This is a genomic window from Streptomyces sp. R-07 (genome assembly GCF_049913175.1).
GTDB lineage: Bacteria > Actinomycetota > Actinomycetes > Streptomycetales > Streptomycetaceae > Streptomyces.
Genome location: NZ_CP183978.1, coordinates 1,331,307 through 1,349,213, shown reverse-complemented (window position 1 = coordinate 1,349,213; position 17,907 = coordinate 1,331,307). Strand labels below are relative to the sequence as shown.

General features: G+C 71.6%; 16 protein-coding genes. 15 read left to right on the top strand and 1 reads right to left on the bottom strand.

Annotation, left to right across the window (positions count from 1 at the left end; translation table 11 throughout):
• Positions 1 to 79: 79 nt before the first annotated feature.
• Positions 80 to 2,296, bottom strand: coding sequence for an elongation factor G-like protein EF-G2 (locus tag ACN9M0_RS05970; RefSeq protein WP_366042670.1), 2,217 nt, complete (start codon positions 2,294 to 2,296; stop codon positions 80 to 82).
• Positions 2,297 to 2,575: 279 nt separating this feature from the next.
• Here ACN9M0_RS05970 and pgsA point away from each other — a divergent pair, with 279 nt between their 5' ends.
• The 15 genes from pgsA to ACN9M0_RS05895 all read left to right on the top strand — a co-directional run bounded on the left by pgsA (position 2,576) and on the right by ACN9M0_RS05895 (position 17,886).
• Positions 2,576 to 3,241: a phosphatidylinositol phosphate synthase gene (gene pgsA, locus ACN9M0_RS05965; protein ID WP_366042669.1), complete on the top strand. Its 666-nt coding sequence runs from the start codon at positions 2,576 to 2,578 to the stop codon at positions 3,239 to 3,241.
• Positions 3,238 to 4,152, top strand: coding sequence for a phosphatidylinositol mannoside acyltransferase (locus tag ACN9M0_RS05960; RefSeq protein ID WP_366042668.1), 915 nt, complete (start codon positions 3,238 to 3,240; stop codon positions 4,150 to 4,152). Before pgsA ends, ACN9M0_RS05960 begins: the two co-directional genes overlap by 4 nt.
• Positions 4,149 to 5,303 (top strand): glycosyltransferase family 4 protein, encoded by a 1,155-nt coding sequence (locus ACN9M0_RS05955; RefSeq protein ID WP_366042667.1) that lies wholly within the window; start codon positions 4,149 to 4,151, stop codon positions 5,301 to 5,303. Before ACN9M0_RS05960 ends, ACN9M0_RS05955 begins: the two co-directional genes overlap by 4 nt.
• Before the next feature lie 269 nt (positions 5,304 to 5,572).
• Positions 5,573 to 6,115 (top strand): hypothetical protein, encoded by a 543-nt coding sequence (locus ACN9M0_RS05950; RefSeq protein ID WP_366041779.1) that lies wholly within the window; start codon positions 5,573 to 5,575, stop codon positions 6,113 to 6,115.
• Between the two features lie 116 nt (positions 6,116 to 6,231).
• Entirely contained in the window at positions 6,232 to 7,146 is a 915-nt protein-coding gene (pdxS, locus tag ACN9M0_RS05945) for a pyridoxal 5'-phosphate synthase lyase subunit PdxS (protein WP_056649994.1), read from the top strand.
• A 6-nt stretch (positions 7,147 to 7,152) separates the two neighbouring features.
• A complete protein-coding gene (gene pdxT, locus ACN9M0_RS05940; protein ID WP_366041780.1) occupies positions 7,153 to 7,740 on the top strand; it encodes a pyridoxal 5'-phosphate synthase glutaminase subunit PdxT in 588 nt (195 codons plus the stop codon).
• Between the two features lie 63 nt (positions 7,741 to 7,803).
• Positions 7,804 to 8,556, top strand: coding sequence for a YebC/PmpR family DNA-binding transcriptional regulator (locus tag ACN9M0_RS05935; protein WP_366041781.1), 753 nt, complete (start codon positions 7,804 to 7,806; stop codon positions 8,554 to 8,556).
• A 171-nt stretch (positions 8,557 to 8,727) separates the two neighbouring features.
• The gene (gene ruvC / locus ACN9M0_RS05930; protein WP_189804416.1) at positions 8,728 to 9,279 is read left to right on the top strand and encodes a crossover junction endodeoxyribonuclease RuvC; all 552 of its coding nucleotides are present in this window, start codon (positions 8,728 to 8,730) and stop codon (positions 9,277 to 9,279) included.
• On the top strand, positions 9,276 to 9,908 hold the full coding sequence (ruvA, locus tag ACN9M0_RS05925; protein WP_366041782.1) for a Holliday junction branch migration protein RuvA: 633 nt from the start codon (positions 9,276 to 9,278) through the stop codon (positions 9,906 to 9,908). Before ruvC ends, ruvA begins: the two co-directional genes overlap by 4 nt.
• 26 nt (positions 9,909 to 9,934) lie before the next feature.
• Entirely contained in the window at positions 9,935 to 11,014 is a 1,080-nt protein-coding gene (gene ruvB / locus ACN9M0_RS05920) for a Holliday junction branch migration DNA helicase RuvB (protein ID WP_366041783.1), read from the top strand.
• Between the two features lie 165 nt (positions 11,015 to 11,179).
• Entirely contained in the window at positions 11,180 to 11,659 is a 480-nt protein-coding gene (gene yajC / locus ACN9M0_RS05915) for a preprotein translocase subunit YajC (RefSeq protein ID WP_366041784.1), read from the top strand.
• A gap of 144 nt (positions 11,660 to 11,803) precedes the next feature.
• On the top strand, positions 11,804 to 13,555 hold the full coding sequence (gene secD / locus ACN9M0_RS05910; RefSeq protein WP_366041785.1) for a protein translocase subunit SecD: 1,752 nt from the start codon (positions 11,804 to 11,806) through the stop codon (positions 13,553 to 13,555).
• 1 nt (position 13,556) lies between these two features.
• On the top strand, positions 13,557 to 14,627 hold the full coding sequence (gene secF, locus ACN9M0_RS05905) for a protein translocase subunit SecF (RefSeq protein WP_366041786.1): 1,071 nt from the start codon (positions 13,557 to 13,559) through the stop codon (positions 14,625 to 14,627).
• Positions 14,624 to 15,175, top strand: coding sequence for an adenine phosphoribosyltransferase (locus tag ACN9M0_RS05900; RefSeq protein ID WP_366041787.1), 552 nt, complete (start codon positions 14,624 to 14,626; stop codon positions 15,173 to 15,175). Before secF ends, ACN9M0_RS05900 begins: the two co-directional genes overlap by 4 nt.
• Before the next feature lie 227 nt (positions 15,176 to 15,402).
• Positions 15,403 to 17,886, top strand: a complete 2,484-nt coding sequence (locus ACN9M0_RS05895) for a RelA/SpoT family protein (RefSeq protein ID WP_399697589.1) — start codon at positions 15,403 to 15,405, stop codon at positions 17,884 to 17,886.
• The last annotated feature ends 21 nt before the right edge of the window (positions 17,887 to 17,907 follow it).

Sequence of the window (17,907 nt, the reverse complement as noted above, 5' to 3'; positions counted from 1 at the left end):
ACTGCCTGTGGACAACCACGGCCGAATGCCGTCCGCCCGGCACGCGCCGGGCGGACACGGGCCCCTGTCCCTCCGCCAACTAGGAGCCCTTTTCAGCCTGTTCGCGGATCTTCTCCGCCAGGTGCGGCGGCATCGGTTCGTGCCGGGCGTACGTGCGGTCGAACCGTCCCGTGCCGTGCGAGATCGAGCGCAGGTCGATCGCGTACCGTCCGATCTCGATCTCCGGCACCTCGGCCTTGACCACGGTCCGTCCAGGACCGGCCTGGTCGGTGCCGACGACGCGGCCGCGCCGCCCCGACAGGTCGCTCATGACCGGGCCGACGTACTCGTCGGGGACGAGGACCTCGACCTGGGCGACCGGCTCCAGGAGGTGGACGGACACGTCGGCGGCCGCCTCGCGCAGCGCCAGCGCCCCGGCCGTCTGGAAGGCCGCGTCGGAGGAGTCCACCGAGTGGGCCTTGCCGTCCCGCAGGGTGACCCGGATGTCGACGAGCGGATGGCCGGTGGCGAGCCCGCGCGCGGCCTGCGCCCGTACCCCCTTCTCGACGGAGGGGACGAACTGGCGCGGTACGGCACCGCCGACCACCTTGTCGACGAACTCGATCCCACTGCCCGGCGGCAGCGGCTCCACGTCGATCTCGCAGATGGCGTACTGGCCGTGGCCGCCGGACTGCTTGACGTGCCGGCCCCGTCCCGAGGAGGTGCCGCCGAAGGTCTCCCGCAGCGCCACCTTGTACGGCACGGCGTCGACCTGCACGCCGTACCGGCCGCGCAGCCGCTCCAGGGCGACGTCCTGGTGGGCCTCGCCCAGGCACCACAGCACCACCTGACGGGTGTCCTGGTTCTGTTCGAGCCGCAGGGTCGGGTCCTCGGCGACGAGCCGGGCGAGGCCCTGCGAGAGCCGGTCCTCGTCGGCCTTGCCGTGGGCCTGGACGGCCAGCGGCAGCAGCGGCTCCGGCATGGACCACGGCTCCATCAGGAGCGGATCGTCCTTGGCGGAGACGGTGTCGCCGGTCTCGGCGTGGCCGAGCCGGGCGACGCAGGCGAGGTCGCCCGCGATGCACTCCGCGAGCGGGCGCTGCTGCCGGCCGAAGGGGGAGGTGAGCCCGCCGATCCGCTCGTCCGCCTCGTGGAGCTCCTGGCCGTCGTGGGCCCGGTCGGCGAGGCCGTGGCCGGACACGTGCACGGTCTCGTCGGGGCGCAGCGTGCCGGAGAAGACCCGGACCAGGGAGATCCGTCCCACGTAGGGGTCGGCGGCCGTCTTGACGACCTCGGCGACCAGCGGCCCCTCGGGGTCGCAGGTGACCGGGGGCCGGGAGCGTCCGTCGGGGGTGGTGACGGCGGGCGCCTCGTGCTCCAGGGGGGAGGGGAAGCCGCCGGTGATCAGCTCCAGGAGTTCGAGGGTGCCGAGGCCCTGCGTCCCGCCGTCGGCGGCGGGGGCGGCCGCGAGCACCGGGTGGAAGGCTCCCCGGGCGACGGCCTTCTCCAGGTCGTCGACGAGGGTCTTCACGTCGATCTCCTCGCCGCCGAGGTAGCGGTCCATGAGGGTCTCGTCCTCGCTCTCGGCGATGATCCCCTCGATGAGCCGGGCACGGGCCTCCGCGATGAGCTCCCGCTGCGTCTCGTCGGGCGGGTTCTCCCGCCGTACCCCCGAGGAGTAGTCGAAGATCCGCTCCGAGAGCAGGCCGACCAGGCCGGTGGCGGGCGCGTGCCCGTCGGCGCCCTCGGCGCCGCGCACCGGCAGGTAGAGGGGGAGGACGGCGTCGGGGTCGTCACGGCCGAAGAGCCCGGCGCAGACGGCGGTGAGCTCGTCGAAGCCGGTGCGGGCGGTGTCGAGGTGGGTGACGACGATGGCGCGGGGCATGCCGACGGCGGCGCACTCCTCCCAGATCATCCGGGTGGAGGCGGCGACGGCGTCGGCCTCCTGGGCGGCCGAGACGACGAACAGGGCCGCGTCCGCCGCGCGCAGACCGGCCCTCAGCTCCCCGACGAAGTCGGCGTACCCGGGGGTGTCGAGGAGATTGATCTTGTATCCGTCCCAGCCGACCGGGACGAGGGACAGCTGTACGGACCGCTGCTGGCGGTGCTCGATCTCGTCGTAGTCGGAGACGGTGCCGCCGTCCTCGACCCGCCCGGCCCGGTTGACCGCCCCGGCGGTCTGCGCGAGCGCCTCGACGAGGGTCGTCTTGCCCGATCCGCTGTGGCCGACCAGCACCACGTTCCGCACGGCCGAGGGCCGGTCGGCCGTAGGAGCCCTGCCGGCGGCTCCGGCGGGCGTCTTCGCCTTGTCACCCATGATGTGTTCCTCCCGACTGCTCGCATGCGGCGGGACGCGGGCGCGGGGGAGTGGTGTGTCGCGGTACGGCTCCTGCGGTGCCCGCGGTGGTCCTTCGAGCTTTGCACCGACGCCAGGACGCGTCCATACGTCGTACACCGCGGAGCCCCCGGGGAGGACCGTGAGCGGGACGCCGACGCGGCGGGGCGGGTGCCCTCCGGTGTGCCGGGACGCTCGTGGCTACGATGGGTGAGCCGGTGGTCGTAGGGGCCGCGCGGCCCACCGAACCTCGGGAAGGCCATGCTGAACAAGTACGCGCGTGCCTTTTTCACGCGTGTCCTCACACCGTTCGCCGCGTTTCTGCTCCGCCGGGGCGTCAGCCCCGACGCGGTCACGCTCATCGGCACGGCGGGGGTGATGGCCGGTGCGCTGGTCTTCTTCCCCCGCGGAGAATTCTTCTGGGGCACGATCGTCATCACCCTCTTCGTCTTCTCCGACCTCGTCGACGGCAACATGGCGCGGCAGGCGGGGATCTCCAGCCGGTGGGGGGCCTTCCTCGACTCGACGCTCGACCGGGTCGCCGACGGAGCGATCTTCGGCGGCTTCGCGCTCTGGTACGCCGGCAAGGGCGACGACAACATCCTGTGCGCCGTGGCGATCTTCTGCCTGGCGAGCGGCCAGGTCGTCTCGTACACGAAGGCCCGTGGCGAATCGATTGGCCTGCCCGTCGCCGTGAACGGCCTGATCGAGCGCGCCGAGCGCCTGGTGATCTCGCTGGTCGCCGCCGGCCTCGCCGGACTCCACAAGTTCGGGGTGCCCGGGATCGAGGTCCTGCTCCCGATCGCCCTGTGGATCGTGGCCGTCGGCAGCGCCGTGACGCTGGGCCAGCGCGTCGTGACCGTACGCCGGGAATCGGCCGAGGCGGACGCCGCCGCGGCGGCCGGGAGCGGCGGGGCAGCCACGTGAGCACCCTGAAGGAGCGGCTCAGCGACGGGCTGTACGGCGCCGGCTGGGCGACCGTGAAGAAGCTGCCGGAGCCGGTGGCCACGGGCCTCGGCCGGCGGATCGCCGACTTCGCGTGGAAGCGGCGCGGCAAGAGCGTGCTGCGACTGGAGTCCAACCTCGCGCGCGTGGTGCCGGACGCCACGCCCGAGCGGCTCGCCGAGCTCTCGCAGGCCGGCATGCGCTCGTACATGCGGTACTGGATGGAGTCCTTCCGGCTGCCGACCTGGAGCAAGGAGCGGGTCGAGCGGTCCATCGACATCAAGGACCGCCACTACCTGGAGGAGGGCCTCGCCTCCGGGCGCGGCGTCATCCTCGCCCTGCCGCACCTGGCCAACTGGGACCTCGCGGGCGTGTGGGTGACCCGCTCGGTCGGCGTGCCGTTCACGACGGTCGCGGAGCGGCTCAAGCCGGAGACGCTGTACGACCGGTTCGTCGCCTACCGCGAGTCCCTCGGCATGGAGGTCCTGCCGCACACCGGCGGCTCCGCCTTCGGGACCCTCGCGCGGCGGCTGCGGGCCGGCGGCCTGGTCTGCCTCGTCGCCGACCGCGACCTGTCGGCCTCCGGCACCGAGGTCACGTTCTTCGGGGACACGGCACGGATGCCGGCGGGTCCGGCGATCCTCGCCCAGCAGACCGGCGCGCTGCTGCTGCCGGTGACCCTCTGGTACGACGACACGACGGTCATGAAGGGGCGGATCCACCCGCCCGTCGACGTACCCGAATCAGGTACGCGGGCCGAGAAGACGTCCCTCATGACACAGGAACTCGCCGACGCCTTCGCCGGCGGCATCGCGGACCACCCGGAGGACTGGCACATGCTGCAACGACTGTGGCTCGCCGACCTGGACGAGCGGGAGGGGCCGGGCGCGTGAAGATCGGGATCGTCTGCCCGTACTCCTGGGACGTGCCGGGCGGCGTCCAGTTCCACATCCGCGACCTCGCCGAGCACCTGATCCGGCTCGGCCACGAGGTCTCCGTCCTCGCGCCCGCCGACGACGAGACCCCGCTGCCGCCGTACGTCGTCTCCGCGGGCCGGGCCGTGCCCGTGTCGTACAACGGCTCGGTGGCCCGGCTCAGCTTCGGCTTCCTCTCCGCCGCGCGCGTACGCCGCTGGCTGCACGACGGCACCTTCGACGTCGTCCACATCCACGAGCCGACCTCGCCCTCCCTCGGGCTCCTCACCTGCTGGGCGGCGCAGGGGCCGATCGTGGCCACCTTCCACACCTCGAACCCGCGCTCGCGGGCCATGCTCGCCGCCTATCCGATCCTCCAGCCCGCCCTGGAGAAGATCAGCGCCCGCATCGCGGTCAGCGAGTACGCGAGGCGCACCCTCGTCGAGCACCTCGGCGGCGACGCCGTCGTCATCCCCAACGGCGTCGACGTGGACTTCTTCGCCCGCGCCAAGCCGAAGGAGGAGTGGCAGGGCGAGACCCTCGGCTTCATCGGCCGCATCGACGAACCCCGCAAGGGCCTGCCCGTCCTCATGCGGGCCCTCCCCAAGATCCTCACCGAGCGGCCGGGGGCGCGGCTCCTGGTCGCCGGGCGCGGGGACGAGGAGGAGGCGGTGGCCTCGCTGCCGGCCGAGATGCGCTCCCGGGTGCAGTTCCTCGGCATGGTCAGCGACGAGGACAAGGCGCGGCTGCTGCGCAGCGTCGACGTGTACGTGGCGCCCAACACCGGCGGCGAGAGCTTCGGCATCATCCTCGTCGAGGCGCTCTCGGCCGGCGCGGCGGTCCTCGCCTCCGACCTGGACGCCTTCGCCCAGGTCCTCGACCAGGGGGCGGCCGGCGAGCTCTTCGCCAACGAGGACGCGGACGCGCTCGCGGACGCGGCGATCGCGCTCCTCGGCGACGCGCCGCGCCGCGCGGAACTGAGCGCGCGGGGCTCGGCGCATGTACGGCGCTTCGACTGGTCGACGGTGGGCGCGGACATCCTCGCGGTGTACGAGACGGTGACGGACGGGGCGGCGGCGGTGGACACGGACGAACGCGTGGGCGGCCTTCGAGCCCGACTGGGCCTGTAGGACCCCGGCCCCCGGCCGGACGCGAACGCCCGCCCCCCGTGTGGGCAGTCGTCCCGCTGGGGCGGGACGGGTGGGCACACGGGACGGCGCCCTTGGCGGCGCCTCCGTCTTCCGAGCCTGGACCCGCACCACCCGCGCGCCGCACCAAGGGGTGCGGGTCGGGGCGCGGGTGGTGCGGGCAAGGGGCGCCGTCCATCGCCCCGGCGGGACGTATGCCCACAACGGACGGGGCTCAGTGGGCCGTCGCCGCCCCGGTAGCCTGTGCGCCCGTGACCGAAACCCTGATCTGGACCGTCGTCGCGCTGATCTTCATCGGCGTCTATCTGAGCTGGACCGCCGGGCGGCTCGACCGGCTGCACTCGCGCATCGACGCCGCCCGCGCCGCCCTGGACGCGCAGCTGCTGCGCCGGGCCTCGGTCACCCAGGAGCTCGCCACCTCGGGCATCCTCGACCCGGCCGCCTCGATCGTGCTGTACGAGGCCGCGCACGCGGCCCGGCAGGCCGAGGAGGACCAGCGGGAGGTCGCCGAGAGCGAGCTGAGCCAGGCGCTGCGGGCGGTCTTCGGCGAGCCCGAGCAGGTGGAACTCGTACGGGAGGCGCCCGGCGGCGAGGAGGCCGCGGGGGAGCTCGCGCAGGCCGTCCGCCGGGTCCCGATGGCCCGCCGCTTCCACAACGACGCCGTACGGGCCGCCCGCGCCCTGCGCCGCCACCGCAAGGTCCGCTGGTTCCGGCTCGCCGGCCACGCGCCGTTCCCGCTGGCCTTCGAAATGGACGACGAGCCGCCCGTGGCCCTTGCCGATCGCCCGGCCTGACGCCTCGTAACCTGGGAAAACGATCCACCGGGTCCACATTGGCCCTTGATGCGGACCGCGAGTGGACTGTTTCCTCAGTCTTGTCGTCAACCCCTGTTGTCACGAGTGAGGTATCCGTGTCCACCACGCCTTCCACCACCTTCCAGTCCCCCGAGACCGGCACCGCGCGCGTGAAGCGCGGCATGGCCGAGCAGCTCAAGGGCGGCGTGATCATGGACGTGGTCAACGCCGAGCAGGCGAAGATCGCCGAGGACGCCGGCGCCGTGGCCGTCATGGCCCTGGAGCGGGTCCCCGCGGACATCCGCAAGGACGGCGGCGTGGCCCGCATGTCCGACCCGAACATGATCGAAGAGATCATCGGCGCGGTCTCCATCCCGGTCATGGCCAAGTCCCGCATCGGCCACTTCGTCGAGGCCCAGGTCCTGCAGTCCCTCGGCGTCGACTACATCGACGAGTCCGAGGTCCTGACCCCGGCCGATGAGGTCAACCACTCCGACAAGTGGGCCTTCACGACCCCCTTCGTCTGTGGCGCCACCAACCTGGGCGAGGCCCTGCGCCGCATCGCCGAGGGCGCGGCCATGATCCGCTCCAAGGGCGAGGCCGGCACCGGCAACGTCGTCGAGGCCGTCCGTCACCTGCGCCAGATCAAGAATGAGATCGCCAAGCTGCGCGGCTTCGACAACAACGAGCTGTTCGCCGCCGCCAAGGAGCTGCGCGCGCCGTACGAGCTCGTCAAGGAGGTCGCCGAGCTCGGCAAGCTGCCGGTCGTGCTGTTCTCCGCCGGTGGCGTCGCCACCCCCGCCGACGCCGCGCTCATGCGCCAGCTCGGTGCCGAGGGCGTCTTCGTCGGCTCCGGCATCTTCAAGTCGGGCGACCCGGCCAAGCGCGCCGCCGCCATCGTGAAGGCCACCACCTTCTACGACGACCCGAAGATCATCGCGGATGCCTCCCGCAACCTGGGCGAGGCCATGGTCGGCATCAACTGCGACACCCTCCCCGAGTCCGAGCGCTACGCGAACCGGGGCTGGTAAGCACCCATGAGCACGCCCGTAATCGGTGTCCTGGCCCTCCAGGGCGACGTACGGGAGCACCTGATCGCCCTGGCCTCGGCGGACGCCGTGGCCAGGCCGGTCCGGCGTCCCGAGGAGCTCGCCGAGGTCGACGGCCTGGTCATCCCCGGTGGCGAGTCCACCACCATCTCCAAGCTGGCCGTGCTCTTCGGCCTGATGGAGCCGCTGCGTGAGCGGATCGCGGGCGGCATGCCCGTGTACGGCACCTGCGCCGGCCTGATCATGCTCGCCGACAAGATCCTCGACCCGCGCTCGGGCCAGGAGACCTTCGGCGGCATCGACATGATCGTCCGCCGCAACGCCTTCGGGCGACAGAACGAGTCCTTCGAGGCCGGTGTGACCGTGGCGGGGATCGACACTCCCGTCGAGGGCGTCTTCATCCGCGCCCCGTGGGTGGAGTCCGTCGGCGCCGAGGTCGAGATCATCGCCGAGCACGAGGGCCACATCGTCGCCGTCCGGCAGGGCCGGGCCCTCGCGACCTCCTTCCACCCCGAGCTCACCGGCGACCACCGCATCCACGAACTCTTCGTGGACATGGTGCGCGCGGAACGGTGACACGATCCCGGTAGGATCTCTGGGGTTCGTTCAAGAAGTTGGTTACGCGAAGGAGACAGGCAGATGTCCGGCCACTCTAAATGGGCTACGACGAAGCACAAGAAGGCCGTGATCGACGCCAAGCGCGGCAAGCTCTTCGCGAAGCTGATCAAGAACATCGAGGTCGCGGCCCGGACCGGTGGCTCCGACCCGGACGGCAACCCGACGCTCTACGACGCCATCCAGAAGGCGAAGAAGAGCTCGGTCCCGAACAAGAACATCGACTCCGCGGTGAAGCGCGGCGGCGGCCTCGAGGCCGGCGGCGTCGACTACGCCACGATCATGTACGAGGGCTACGGTCCGAACGGTGTCGCGGTGCTCATCGAGTGCCTCACCGACAACCGCAACCGCGCCGCCTCCGACGTGCGCGTCGCCATGACCCGCAACGGCGGCTCCATGGCCGACCCGGGCTCGGTCTCGTACCTGTTCAACCGCAAGGGCGTCGTCGTCCTCCCCAAGGGTGAGCTGTCCGAGGACGACGTCCTGGAGTCGGTGCTCGAAGCCGGCGCCGAGGAGGTCAACGACCTCGGTGAGTCCTTCGAGATCATCAGCGAGGCCACCGACCTGGTCGCGGTCCGCACCGCCCTCCAGGCGGCCGGCATCGACTACGACTCGGCCGAGTCCAGCTTCGTCCCGACCATGCAGGTCGAGCTCGACGAGGAGGGCGCGCGCAAGATGTTCAAGCTGATCGACGCCCTGGAGGACAGCGACGACGTGCAGAACGTCTTCGCCAACTTCGACGTCAGCGACGAGGTCATGGAGAAGGTCGACGCCTGATCGCGGTCTCTCCCAGCAGCGGGCCGACGGGACACACCCCGTCGGCCCGCCGTCGTTGTCAGAGGCGCCGATTAGCCTGGGGCCGCAACCATGCATTGAGGAACCACGACGGCGAGTGCCACCTCCGCGAGAGCGGCGGCGGTTTAGCCGCAAAGAGGGGGAGGGGGCGGCGTGCGCGTACTCGGGGTGGACCCCGGACTGACCCGGTGCGGCGTCGGCGTCGTCGAGGGCGTCGCCGGCCGGCCCCTGACCATGCTCGGAGTCGGCGTGGTGCGCACGGCCGCGGACGCCGACATCGGCGTGCGCCTGGTCGGCATCGAGCGCGGCATCGAGGAGTGGCTCGACCGCTTCTCACCCGAACTCGTCGCCGTGGAGCGGGTGTTCAGCCAGCACAACGTGCGCACGGTGATGGGCACCGCCCAGGCCAGCGCGGTCGCCATGCTCTGCGCCTCCCGGCGCGGCATCCCCGTCGCCCTGCACACCCCCAGCGAGGTCAAGGCCGCCGTCACCGGCAGCGGCCGCGCCGACAAGGCCCAGGTCGGGGCCATGGTGACCCGGCTCCTCCGGCTCTCCGCCCCGCCCAAGCCGGCCGACGCCGCCGACGCCCTCGCCCTCGCCATCTGCCACATCTGGCGGGCCCCCGCCCAGAACCGTCTGCAACAGGCCGTCGCCCAGCACGCAGCTGCCCGGCCCGTCACCGCGCTGAAAGGCCGAACCCGATGATCGCCTTCGTGAGCGGCCCGGTCGCCGCCCTCGCCCCCACGACCGCCGTCGTCGAGGTCGGGGGAGTGGGCATGGCCGTCCAGTGCACCCCGAACACCATCGCCGGCCTGCGCCTCGGTGAGCACGCCCGGCTCGCCACCTCCCTCGTCGTCCGCGAGGACTCCCTCACCCTCTACGGCTTCGCGGACGACGACGAGCGGCAGGTCTTCGAGCTCCTCCAGACCGCCAGCGGCGTCGGCCCCCGCCTCGCCCAGGCCATGCTCGGGGTGCACAGCCCCGACGCGCTCCGCCTCGCCGTCTCCACCGGCGACGAGAAGGCCCTCACCGCCGTCCCCGGCATCGGCAAGAAGGGCGCACAGAAACTCCTCCTCGAACTGAAGGACAAGCTCGGCTCCCCGCTGGGCAGCAGCGGCCTCGTCGGCGCCCAGCGCGCCGCGGCCGCCGGACCCGCCCCGTGGACCGAGCAGCTGTCCGCCGCCCTGATCGGCCTCGGCTACGCGAGCCGCGAAGCCGAGGAGGCCGTCAGCGCCGTCACCCCGCAGGCCGAGGCCGCCCTCGCCGAGACCGGCACCGCGCCCGTGCCGCAGCTGCTCCGCGCCGCCCTGCAGACCCTCAACCGGGCCCGCTGACCTCCCGTACGAAGGAAGACACCACCGTGAACTGGGACGACGACAGCTCCGCCGAGCCGGACGCGCGCATCGTCGGCGCCTCCGCCGAGGGGGACGACCAGGCCGTCGAGGCGGCCCTGCGCCCCAAGGACCTCAGCGAGTTCGTCGGCCAGGAGAAGGTCCGCCAGCAGCTCGACCTCGTCCTCAAGGCCGCCCGCCAGCGCGGTGCCACCGCCGACCACGTGCTGCTCTCCGGCGCCCCCGGCCTCGGCAAGACCACACTTTCGATGATCATCGCGGCCGAGATGAACGCCCCGATCCGCATCACCTCCGGCCCCGCCATCCAGCACGCCGGCGACCTCGCCGCGATCCTCTCCTCCCTCCAGGAGGGCGAGATCCTCTTCCTCGACGAGATCCACCGCATGTCCCGGCCCGCCGAGGAGATGCTCTACATGGCGATGGAGGACTTCCGCGTCGACGTCATCGTCGGCAAGGGCCCCGGCGCCACCGCCATCCCGCTGGAGCTCCCGCCCTTCACCCTGGTCGGCGCCACCACCCGGGCCGGACTCCTGCCGCCCCCGCTGCGCGACCGCTTCGGCTTCACCGCCCACATGGAGTTCTACGACCCGGCCGAACTCCAGCGGGTGATCCACCGCTCCGCCGGACTCCTCGACGTCGAGATCGACCCCGCCGGCGCCGCCGAGATCGCCGGCCGCTCCCGCGGCACGCCCCGCATCGCCAACCGCCTGCTGCGCCGCGTCCGCGACTACGCCCAGGTCAGGGCCGACGGTGTGATCAACCGGGAGGTCTCCGAGGCGGCCCTCAGCGTGTACGAGGTGGACAGCCGCGGCCTCGACCGGCTCGACCGCGCGGTCCTGGAGGCCCTGCTCAAGCTCTTCGGCGGCGGACCGGTCGGTCTGTCCACCCTCGCGGTCGCCGTCGGGGAGGAGCGCGAGACCGTCGAGGAGGTCGCCGAACCCTTCCTCGTACGCGAAGGTCTGCTGGCGCGCACACCCCGTGGCCGGGTCGCCACTCCGGCGGCATGGACCCACCTCGGACTCGTTCCGCCGCAGGCAGCGGGCCCGGGCGCGACAGGAAGCGGACAACAGGGGCTCTTCGGGGCGTGACGGTGCTGACACTCGCCCGGACAGGAACGACGGTGCGATGCTGGACGTTGTTCCATCGATGCGGACTCGCCTAGACTCCGCCGTTGCCGCCCTTTCTGGTCGGCGCGCCCACCCCCGAAGATCAGGCCGCGGGTTCTCCGCGACCGTGCGAAGGAAACCCGTCCCGTGAGCATCGTGACCCTCCTCCCCTTCATCGTCCTCATCGGGGCCATGTTCCTGATGACCCGCTCTGCCAAGAAGAAGCAGCAGGCGGCGGCGCAGATGCGCAACGAGATGCAGCCCGGCACCGGCGTACGGACGATCGGGGGGATGTACGCCACCGTCAAGGAGATCGGCGACGAGACCGTTCTCCTCGAGGTCGCGCCCGGCGTGCACGCGGTCTACGCGAAGAACTCGATCGGCGCGGTCCTCGAGGACTCCGAGTACAACCGGATCGTCCACGGCGACGACGAGGAGTCGGGCTCCGACACCGTCGTCCCGGACGACGCCTCCTCGCTGACCGAGGCCGCCGAGGCCACGGACAAGGACGCGGAGACCGTCGAGGACGCGCCGAAGGCCGACCTGACGAAGAAGTCGGACGCGGCCGAGGCCGAGGCCGAGGGTCAGAAGGACGGCAAGGCCGACGGCGAGACCGACGCGAAGTAGTCGCGGCCGGGGACCGCGCGTACGCCCACCGGCGTGCGCGGTCCCCGGAACGGTTCCACGTCTGCGGGGGCAGGTCCCCACACACACTTCGTGGCCGTCTCACGCATACCCGGCGTGAGGCGGTTGGACAGGGAGATACGACAGGTGGCAGCACCGAAGAAGGGCCGAAGGCCGGCGGGGGGACAGAGCCGTCCGGGCCGCGCCCTGGCACTCATCCTGATCGCCATGGTCGCGCTCACCGGCGGGATGTTCTGGTCGGGGCACACCACCCCGCGCCTCGGCATCGACCTCGCCGGCGGTACGTCGATCACGCTGAAGGCGAAGGCCGATCCCGGCCAGGAGTCGGCGGTCAACGAGACCAACATGAACACGGCGGTCGGCATCATCGAGCGCCGTGTCAACGGTCTGGGTGTCTCCGAGGCCGAGGTTCAGACGCAGGGCGCCGAGAACATCATCGTCAACATCCCTCGCGGGACGAACGAGAAGCAGGCCCGCGAGCAGGTCGGCACCACCGCCCAGCTCTACTTCCGGCCCGTTCTCGCCGTCGCGGCCGCCGCGCCGCAGACGGCACCGACGGCCACGCCCTCCGGCAAGCCCTCGGCCTCGCCGAAGCCGTCCTCCTCCGGTGCGACGGTGGGTGAGAAGTCGGCCACCCCGACGGCCACCGCCTCCACCCAGGGCCGTGCGCTCACCGAGGCCCTCAAGGCCCCGAGCCCCACGCCCACCGCGAGCTCGTCCGCGAAGCCGAAGGCCACCGGGACTCCGCAGGAGACCCCGAAGCCCGACGCCGCCACCGCGGCGCTGCAGCAGAAGTTCGCCACCCTGAACTGCCTCGACCCCAAGGCGCGCGCCGCCGCCGGTCAGGGCGTCAAGCCGTCCGAGCCCACCGTGGCCTGCGGCAAGAACGCCGGCGACCAGTGGGAGAAGTACCTCCTCGGCCCGGCCGAGGTGGACGGCAAGGACGTCGACAACGCCAGGGCCGGCCTGGACCAGCGGACCGGCCAGTGGATCGTGGACATGGAGTTCACGGACGGCGGTTCGAAGAAGTTCCAGTCGATCACCAGCAAGCTGTCGCAGCAGACCGAGCCGCAGAACCAGTTCGCGATCGTCCTGGACGGCGAGGTCGTCTCCGCGCCCCGCGTCCAGACCACGCTGAGCGCCAGCGCCCAGATCTCCGGCAGCTTCAACCAGCAGTCCGCCCAGGACCTCGGCAACATCCTGTCCTACGGCGCCCTGCCGCTCGCCTTCCAGACGCAGAGCGTCGACACCGTCACCGCCGCGCTCGGCGGGGACCAGCTGGAGGCCGGCATGATCGCCGGCGCCATCGGTCTCGGTCTGGTCATCATCTACCTGGTCGCCTACTACCGCGGCCTGTCGCTGATCGCCATCCTCAGCCTCGGCGTCTCCGCGCTCCTCACCTACGTGCTCATGGCCCTGCTCGGCCCGGCCATCGGCTTCGCGCTGAACCTGCCGGCCGTCTGTGGTGCCATCGTCGCCATCGGTATCACCGCGGACTCGTTCATCGTCTACTTCGAGCGCATCCGCGACGAGCTCCGCGAGGGCCGCACGCTCCGCCCGGCCGTCGAGCGCGCCTGGCCGCGCGCCCGCCGCACCATCCTGGTCTCCGACTTCGTGTCGTTCCTGGCCGCGGCCGTGCTGTTCATCGTCACCGTCGGCAAGGTCAAGGGCTTCGCGTTCACGCTCGGCCTGACCACCCTGCTCGACATCGTCGTGGTGTTCCTCTTCACCAAGCCGGTCATGACGCTCCTCGCGCGGACCAAGTTCTTCGGCAACGGCCACGCCTGGTCCGGCCTGGACCCGAAGCGGCTCGGCGCCAAGCCGCCGCTGCGCCGCACCCGCCGTGCCCACGCCCCCGTCGACGCGAAGGAGGCGTGAGATGTCGAAGCTCGGCGATCTCGGCGCCCGGCTCCACCGCGGTGAGGTCGGTTACGACTTCATCGGCAACCGCAAGATCTGGTATGGCCTGTCCATCCTGATCACCATCACCGCCATCGTCGCCCTGGCCGTCCGCGGCCTCAACATGGGCATCGAGTTCCAGGGCGGTGCCGTCTTCACCACCCCGAAGTCGGACGTCTCCGTCAGCCAGGCGCAGGACTACGCGGAAGAGGCCTCCGGCCACGACGCGATCGTCCAGAAGCTCGGCAGCGGCGCCCTGCGCATCCAGGTCGGCGGCCTGGACACCGCGAAGTCCGACCAGGTCCGCGCGGAGCTCGCGAAGGACCTGAACGTCCCCGAGGACAAGATCGCGGCCGAGATCGTCGGCCCCAGCTGGGGCGAGCAGATCGCCACCAAGGCCTGGACCGGCCTCGGGGTCTTCATGATCCTCGTGGTGATCTACCTGGCCATCGCCTTCGAGTGGAGAATGGCGGTCGCGGCACTCGTCGCCCTCATCCACGACCTCACGATCACGGTGGGCATCTACTCACTGGTCGGCTTCGAGGTCACCGTGGGTACGGTCATCGGTCTGCTGACGATCCTCGGCTACTCGCTGTACGACACCGTCGTCGTCTTCGACTCCCTCAAGGAGCAGACGAAGGACATCACGAAGCAGACCCGCTTCACCTACAGCGAGCTGGCCAACCGCTCGATCAACGGCACCCTGGTCCGTTCGATCAACACCACCGTCGTCGCGCTGCTGCCGGTCGCCGGCCTGCTCTTCATCGGTGGCGGCGTCCTCGGCGCCGGCATGCTCAACGACATCTCGCTGTCGCTGTTCGTGGGTCTCGCCGCGGGCGCGTACTCCTCGATCTTCATCGCCACCCCGCTGGTGGCGGACCTGAAGGAGCGCGAGCCCTCGATCAAGGCGCTCAGGAAGCGCATCCTGGCCAAGCGCGCCAGCGCCGCCGCCAAGGGCGAGCAGCTGGACGCGGCGGACGAGCTGTCCGCCGAGGCCGCCGTCGTGGGCCCCCGGGTCGGCCGTCGCGGCACCCAGGAGCGCCGAGGATGACCGCCGAGGCCCAGGACGTCACCGGGCTCCTGCTCAGCCGCATCCGTGACGTCCCCGACTACCCGAAGCCGGGCGTGCTGTTCAAGGACATCACGCCGCTGCTCGCGGACCCGGCGGCGTTCACGGCGCTCACCGACGCCCTCGCCGCGCTGTGCTCCGCGCACGGCGCGACGAAGATCGTCGGCCTCGAGGCCCGCGGCTTCATCCTGGCCGCCCCGGTGGCCGTCCGCGCGGGCCTGGGCTTCATCCCGGTCCGCAAGGCCGGCAAGCTCCCCGGGGCCACGCTCCGCCAGGCGTACGAGCTGGAGTACGGCACCGCCGAGATCGAGGTGCACGCCGAGGACCTGGCCGCGGGCGACCGCGTCATGGTCATCGACGACGTCCTCGCCACCGGCGGCACGGCCGAGGCCTCCATCGAGCTGATCCGCCGCGCGGGCGCCGAGGTCGCGGGCGTCGCCGTCCTCATGGAGCTCGGCTTCCTCCCGGGCCGCGCCCGGCTGGAGCCGGCCCTGGGCGACGCGCCGCTCACGGCGCTGATCACGGTCTGACATCGGGGTTCACCCCGATCGGGGCGCTCCGGGGAATCCCCGGAGCGCCCCTTCGCGTTCCCCGGAACGTCCCCGGCTCCCGCGGCGCTGCCCGCCCGGGAGCCGTCCGAAACCCGGGCGCGTGAGCACTTGTGGTCGTGGCTCGATACGATGGGCTTTCCGGGCCTGTCCGGGGGACCCGGAACCTCCCCCAGACTCCGTCCGGGGGGACCCCAGAGGAGCGCTTCTTGCCAGACGAGGCCCAGTCACTCTCCGCCGCGCAGCCCGACCCGAAGGCCGAAAAGGCCGCGCCGGGGACCGGCACGCCCCAGGACAAGACCGCGGAGACCAGGCCCACGCCTGCTGCGCCCGCCCCGGCCCCCGCGCCCCCGGCCCCCGCGCCCCCCGCCCCCGAGCGGCCCGCGCCCTCCCGCTCCGGCGGCTCGTCCAACCGCGTCCGCGCGCGCCTCGCCCGGCTGGGCGTCCAGCGTTCCTCCCCGTACAACCCGGTCCTCGAACCGCTGCTGCGGATCGTCCGCTCCAACGACCCCAAGATCGAGACGGCGACGCTCCGCCAGGTCGAGCGGGCCTACCAGGTCGCCGAGCGCTGGCACCGCGGCCAGAAGCGCAAGAGCGGCGACCCGTACATCACGCACCCGCTGGCCGTCACCACCATCCTCGCCGAGCTCGGCATGGACCCGGCGACCCTGATGGCCGGGCTGCTCCACGACACCGTCGAGGACACCGAGTACGGCCTGGAGGACCTGCGCCGCGACTTCGGCGACCAGGTCACCCTCCTCGTCGACGGTGTCACCAAGCTCGACAAGGTCAGGTTCGGCGAGGCCGCGCAGGCCGAGACCGTCCGCAAGATGGTCGTCGCCATGGCCAAGGACCCGCGCGTCCTGGTCATCAAGCTCGCCGACCGCCTGCACAACATGCGCACCATGCGCTACCTCAAGCGGGAGAAGCAGGAGAAGAAGGCCCGCGAGACCCTCGAGATCTACGCGCCCCTGGCCCATCGCCTGGGCATGAACACCATCAAGTGGGAGCTGGAGGACCTCGCCTTCGCGATCCTCTACCCCAAGATGTACGACGAGATCGTCCGGCTCGTCGCCGAGCGCGCCCCCAAGCGGGACGAGTACCTCGCCATAGTGACCGACGAGGTCCAGGCCGACCTGCGGGCCGCCCGGATCAAGGCCACCGTCACCGGTCGCCCCAAGCACTACTACAGCGTCTACCAGAAGATGATCGTCCGCGGCCGTGACTTCGCGGAGATCTACGACCTGGTGGGCATCCGCGTCCTCGTGGACACCGTCCGCGACTGCTACGCGGCCCTCGGCACCGTCCACGCGCGATGGAACCCGGTCCCCGGCCGGTTCAAGGACTACATCGCGATGCCGAAGTTCAACATGTACCAGTCGCTGCACACGACGGTCATCGGACCCAACGGCAAGCCCGTCGAGCTCCAGATCCGGACCTTCGACATGCACCGGCGCGCCGAGTACGGCATCGCCGCGCACTGGAAGTACAAGCAGGAGGCCGTCGCCGGCGCCTCCAAGGTGCGCGCCGACGTGCCGAAGAAGGCCGGCAAGGACGACCACCTCAACGACATGGCGTGGCTGCGCCAGCTCCTCGACTGGCAGAAGGAGACCGAGGACCCCAGCGAGTTCCTGGAGTCCCTGCGCTTCGACCTCTCCCGCAACGAGGTCTTCGTCTTCACGCCGAAGGGCGACGTCATCGCGCTGCCCGCCGGCGCCACCCCCGTCGACTTCTCGTACGCGGTCCACACCGAGGTCGGCCACCGCACGATAGGGGCGCGCGTCAACGGGCGGCTCGTGCCGCTCGAATCGACCCTCGACAACGGCGACCTGGTCGAGGTCTTCACCTCCAAGGCCGCCGGTGCCGGGCCCTCCCGCGACTGGCTGGGCTTCGTCAAGTCCCCGCGCGCCCGCAACAAGATCCGCGCCTGGTTCTCCAAGGAGCGCCGCGACGAGGCCATCGAGCAGGGCAAGGACGCCATCGCGCGGGCCATGCGCAAGCAGAACCTGCCGATCCAGCGGATCCTGACCGGCGACTCCCTCGTCACCCTCGCCCACGAGATGCGCTACAGCGACATCTCCTCGCTGTACGCGGCGATCGGCGAGGGCCATGTCACCGCCCAGTCCATCGTGCAGAAGCTGGTGCAGGCGCTCGGCGGCGAGGAGGCCGCCACCGAGGACATCGAGGAGGTCGCCCCGCCGAGCCGGGGACGCTCCAAGCGCCGCTCCAACGCCGACCCCGGTGTCGTCGTCAAGGGCGTCGAGGACGTGTGGGTCAAGCTGGCCCGCTGCTGCACCCCGGTGCCAGGCGACCCGATCATCGGCTTCGTCACCCGTGGCAGCGGCGTCTCCGTCCACCGCAGCGACTGCGTCAACGTGGACTCGCTGTCCCGCGAGCCGGAGCGGATCCTGGAGGTCGAGTGGGCCCCGACCCAGTCCTCGGTCTTCCTCGTCGCCATCCAGGTCGAGGCCCTGGACCGCTCCCGGCTCCTCTCGGACGTCACCCGGGTCCTCTCGGACCAGCACGTCAACATCCTCTCGGCGGCCGTCCAGACCTCCCGCGACCGGGTGGCCACCTCGCGCTTCACCTTCGAGATGGGCGACCCGAAGCACCTCGGGCACGTGCTGAAGGCCGTGCGGGGCGTCGAGGGCGTCTACGACGTGTACCGCGTGACCAGCGCCCGGCGCCCGTAACCGCACGCACGAGGAAGGCCC

Bases quoted from the DNA above. Each gene is read 5' to 3' on its own strand.
- ACN9M0_RS05970 (WP_366042670.1), bottom strand. From the start codon at position 2,296: ATGGGTGACAAGGCGAAGACGCCCGCCGGAGCCGCCGGCAGGGCTCCT.
- pgsA (WP_366042669.1), top strand. From the start codon at position 2,576: ATGCTGAACAAGTACGCGCGTGCCTTTTTCACGCGTGTCCTCACACCG.
- pdxT (WP_366041780.1), top strand. From the start codon at position 7,153: ATGAGCACGCCCGTAATCGGTGTCCTGGCCCTCCAGGGCGACGTACGG.
- ACN9M0_RS05935 (WP_366041781.1), top strand. From the start codon at position 7,804: ATGTCCGGCCACTCTAAATGGGCTACGACGAAGCACAAGAAGGCCGTG.
- ruvA (WP_366041782.1), top strand. From the start codon at position 9,276: ATGATCGCCTTCGTGAGCGGCCCGGTCGCCGCCCTCGCCCCCACGACC.
- secF (WP_366041786.1), top strand. From the start codon at position 13,557: ATGTCGAAGCTCGGCGATCTCGGCGCCCGGCTCCACCGCGGTGAGGTC.
- ACN9M0_RS05900 (WP_366041787.1), top strand. From the start codon at position 14,624: ATGACCGCCGAGGCCCAGGACGTCACCGGGCTCCTGCTCAGCCGCATC.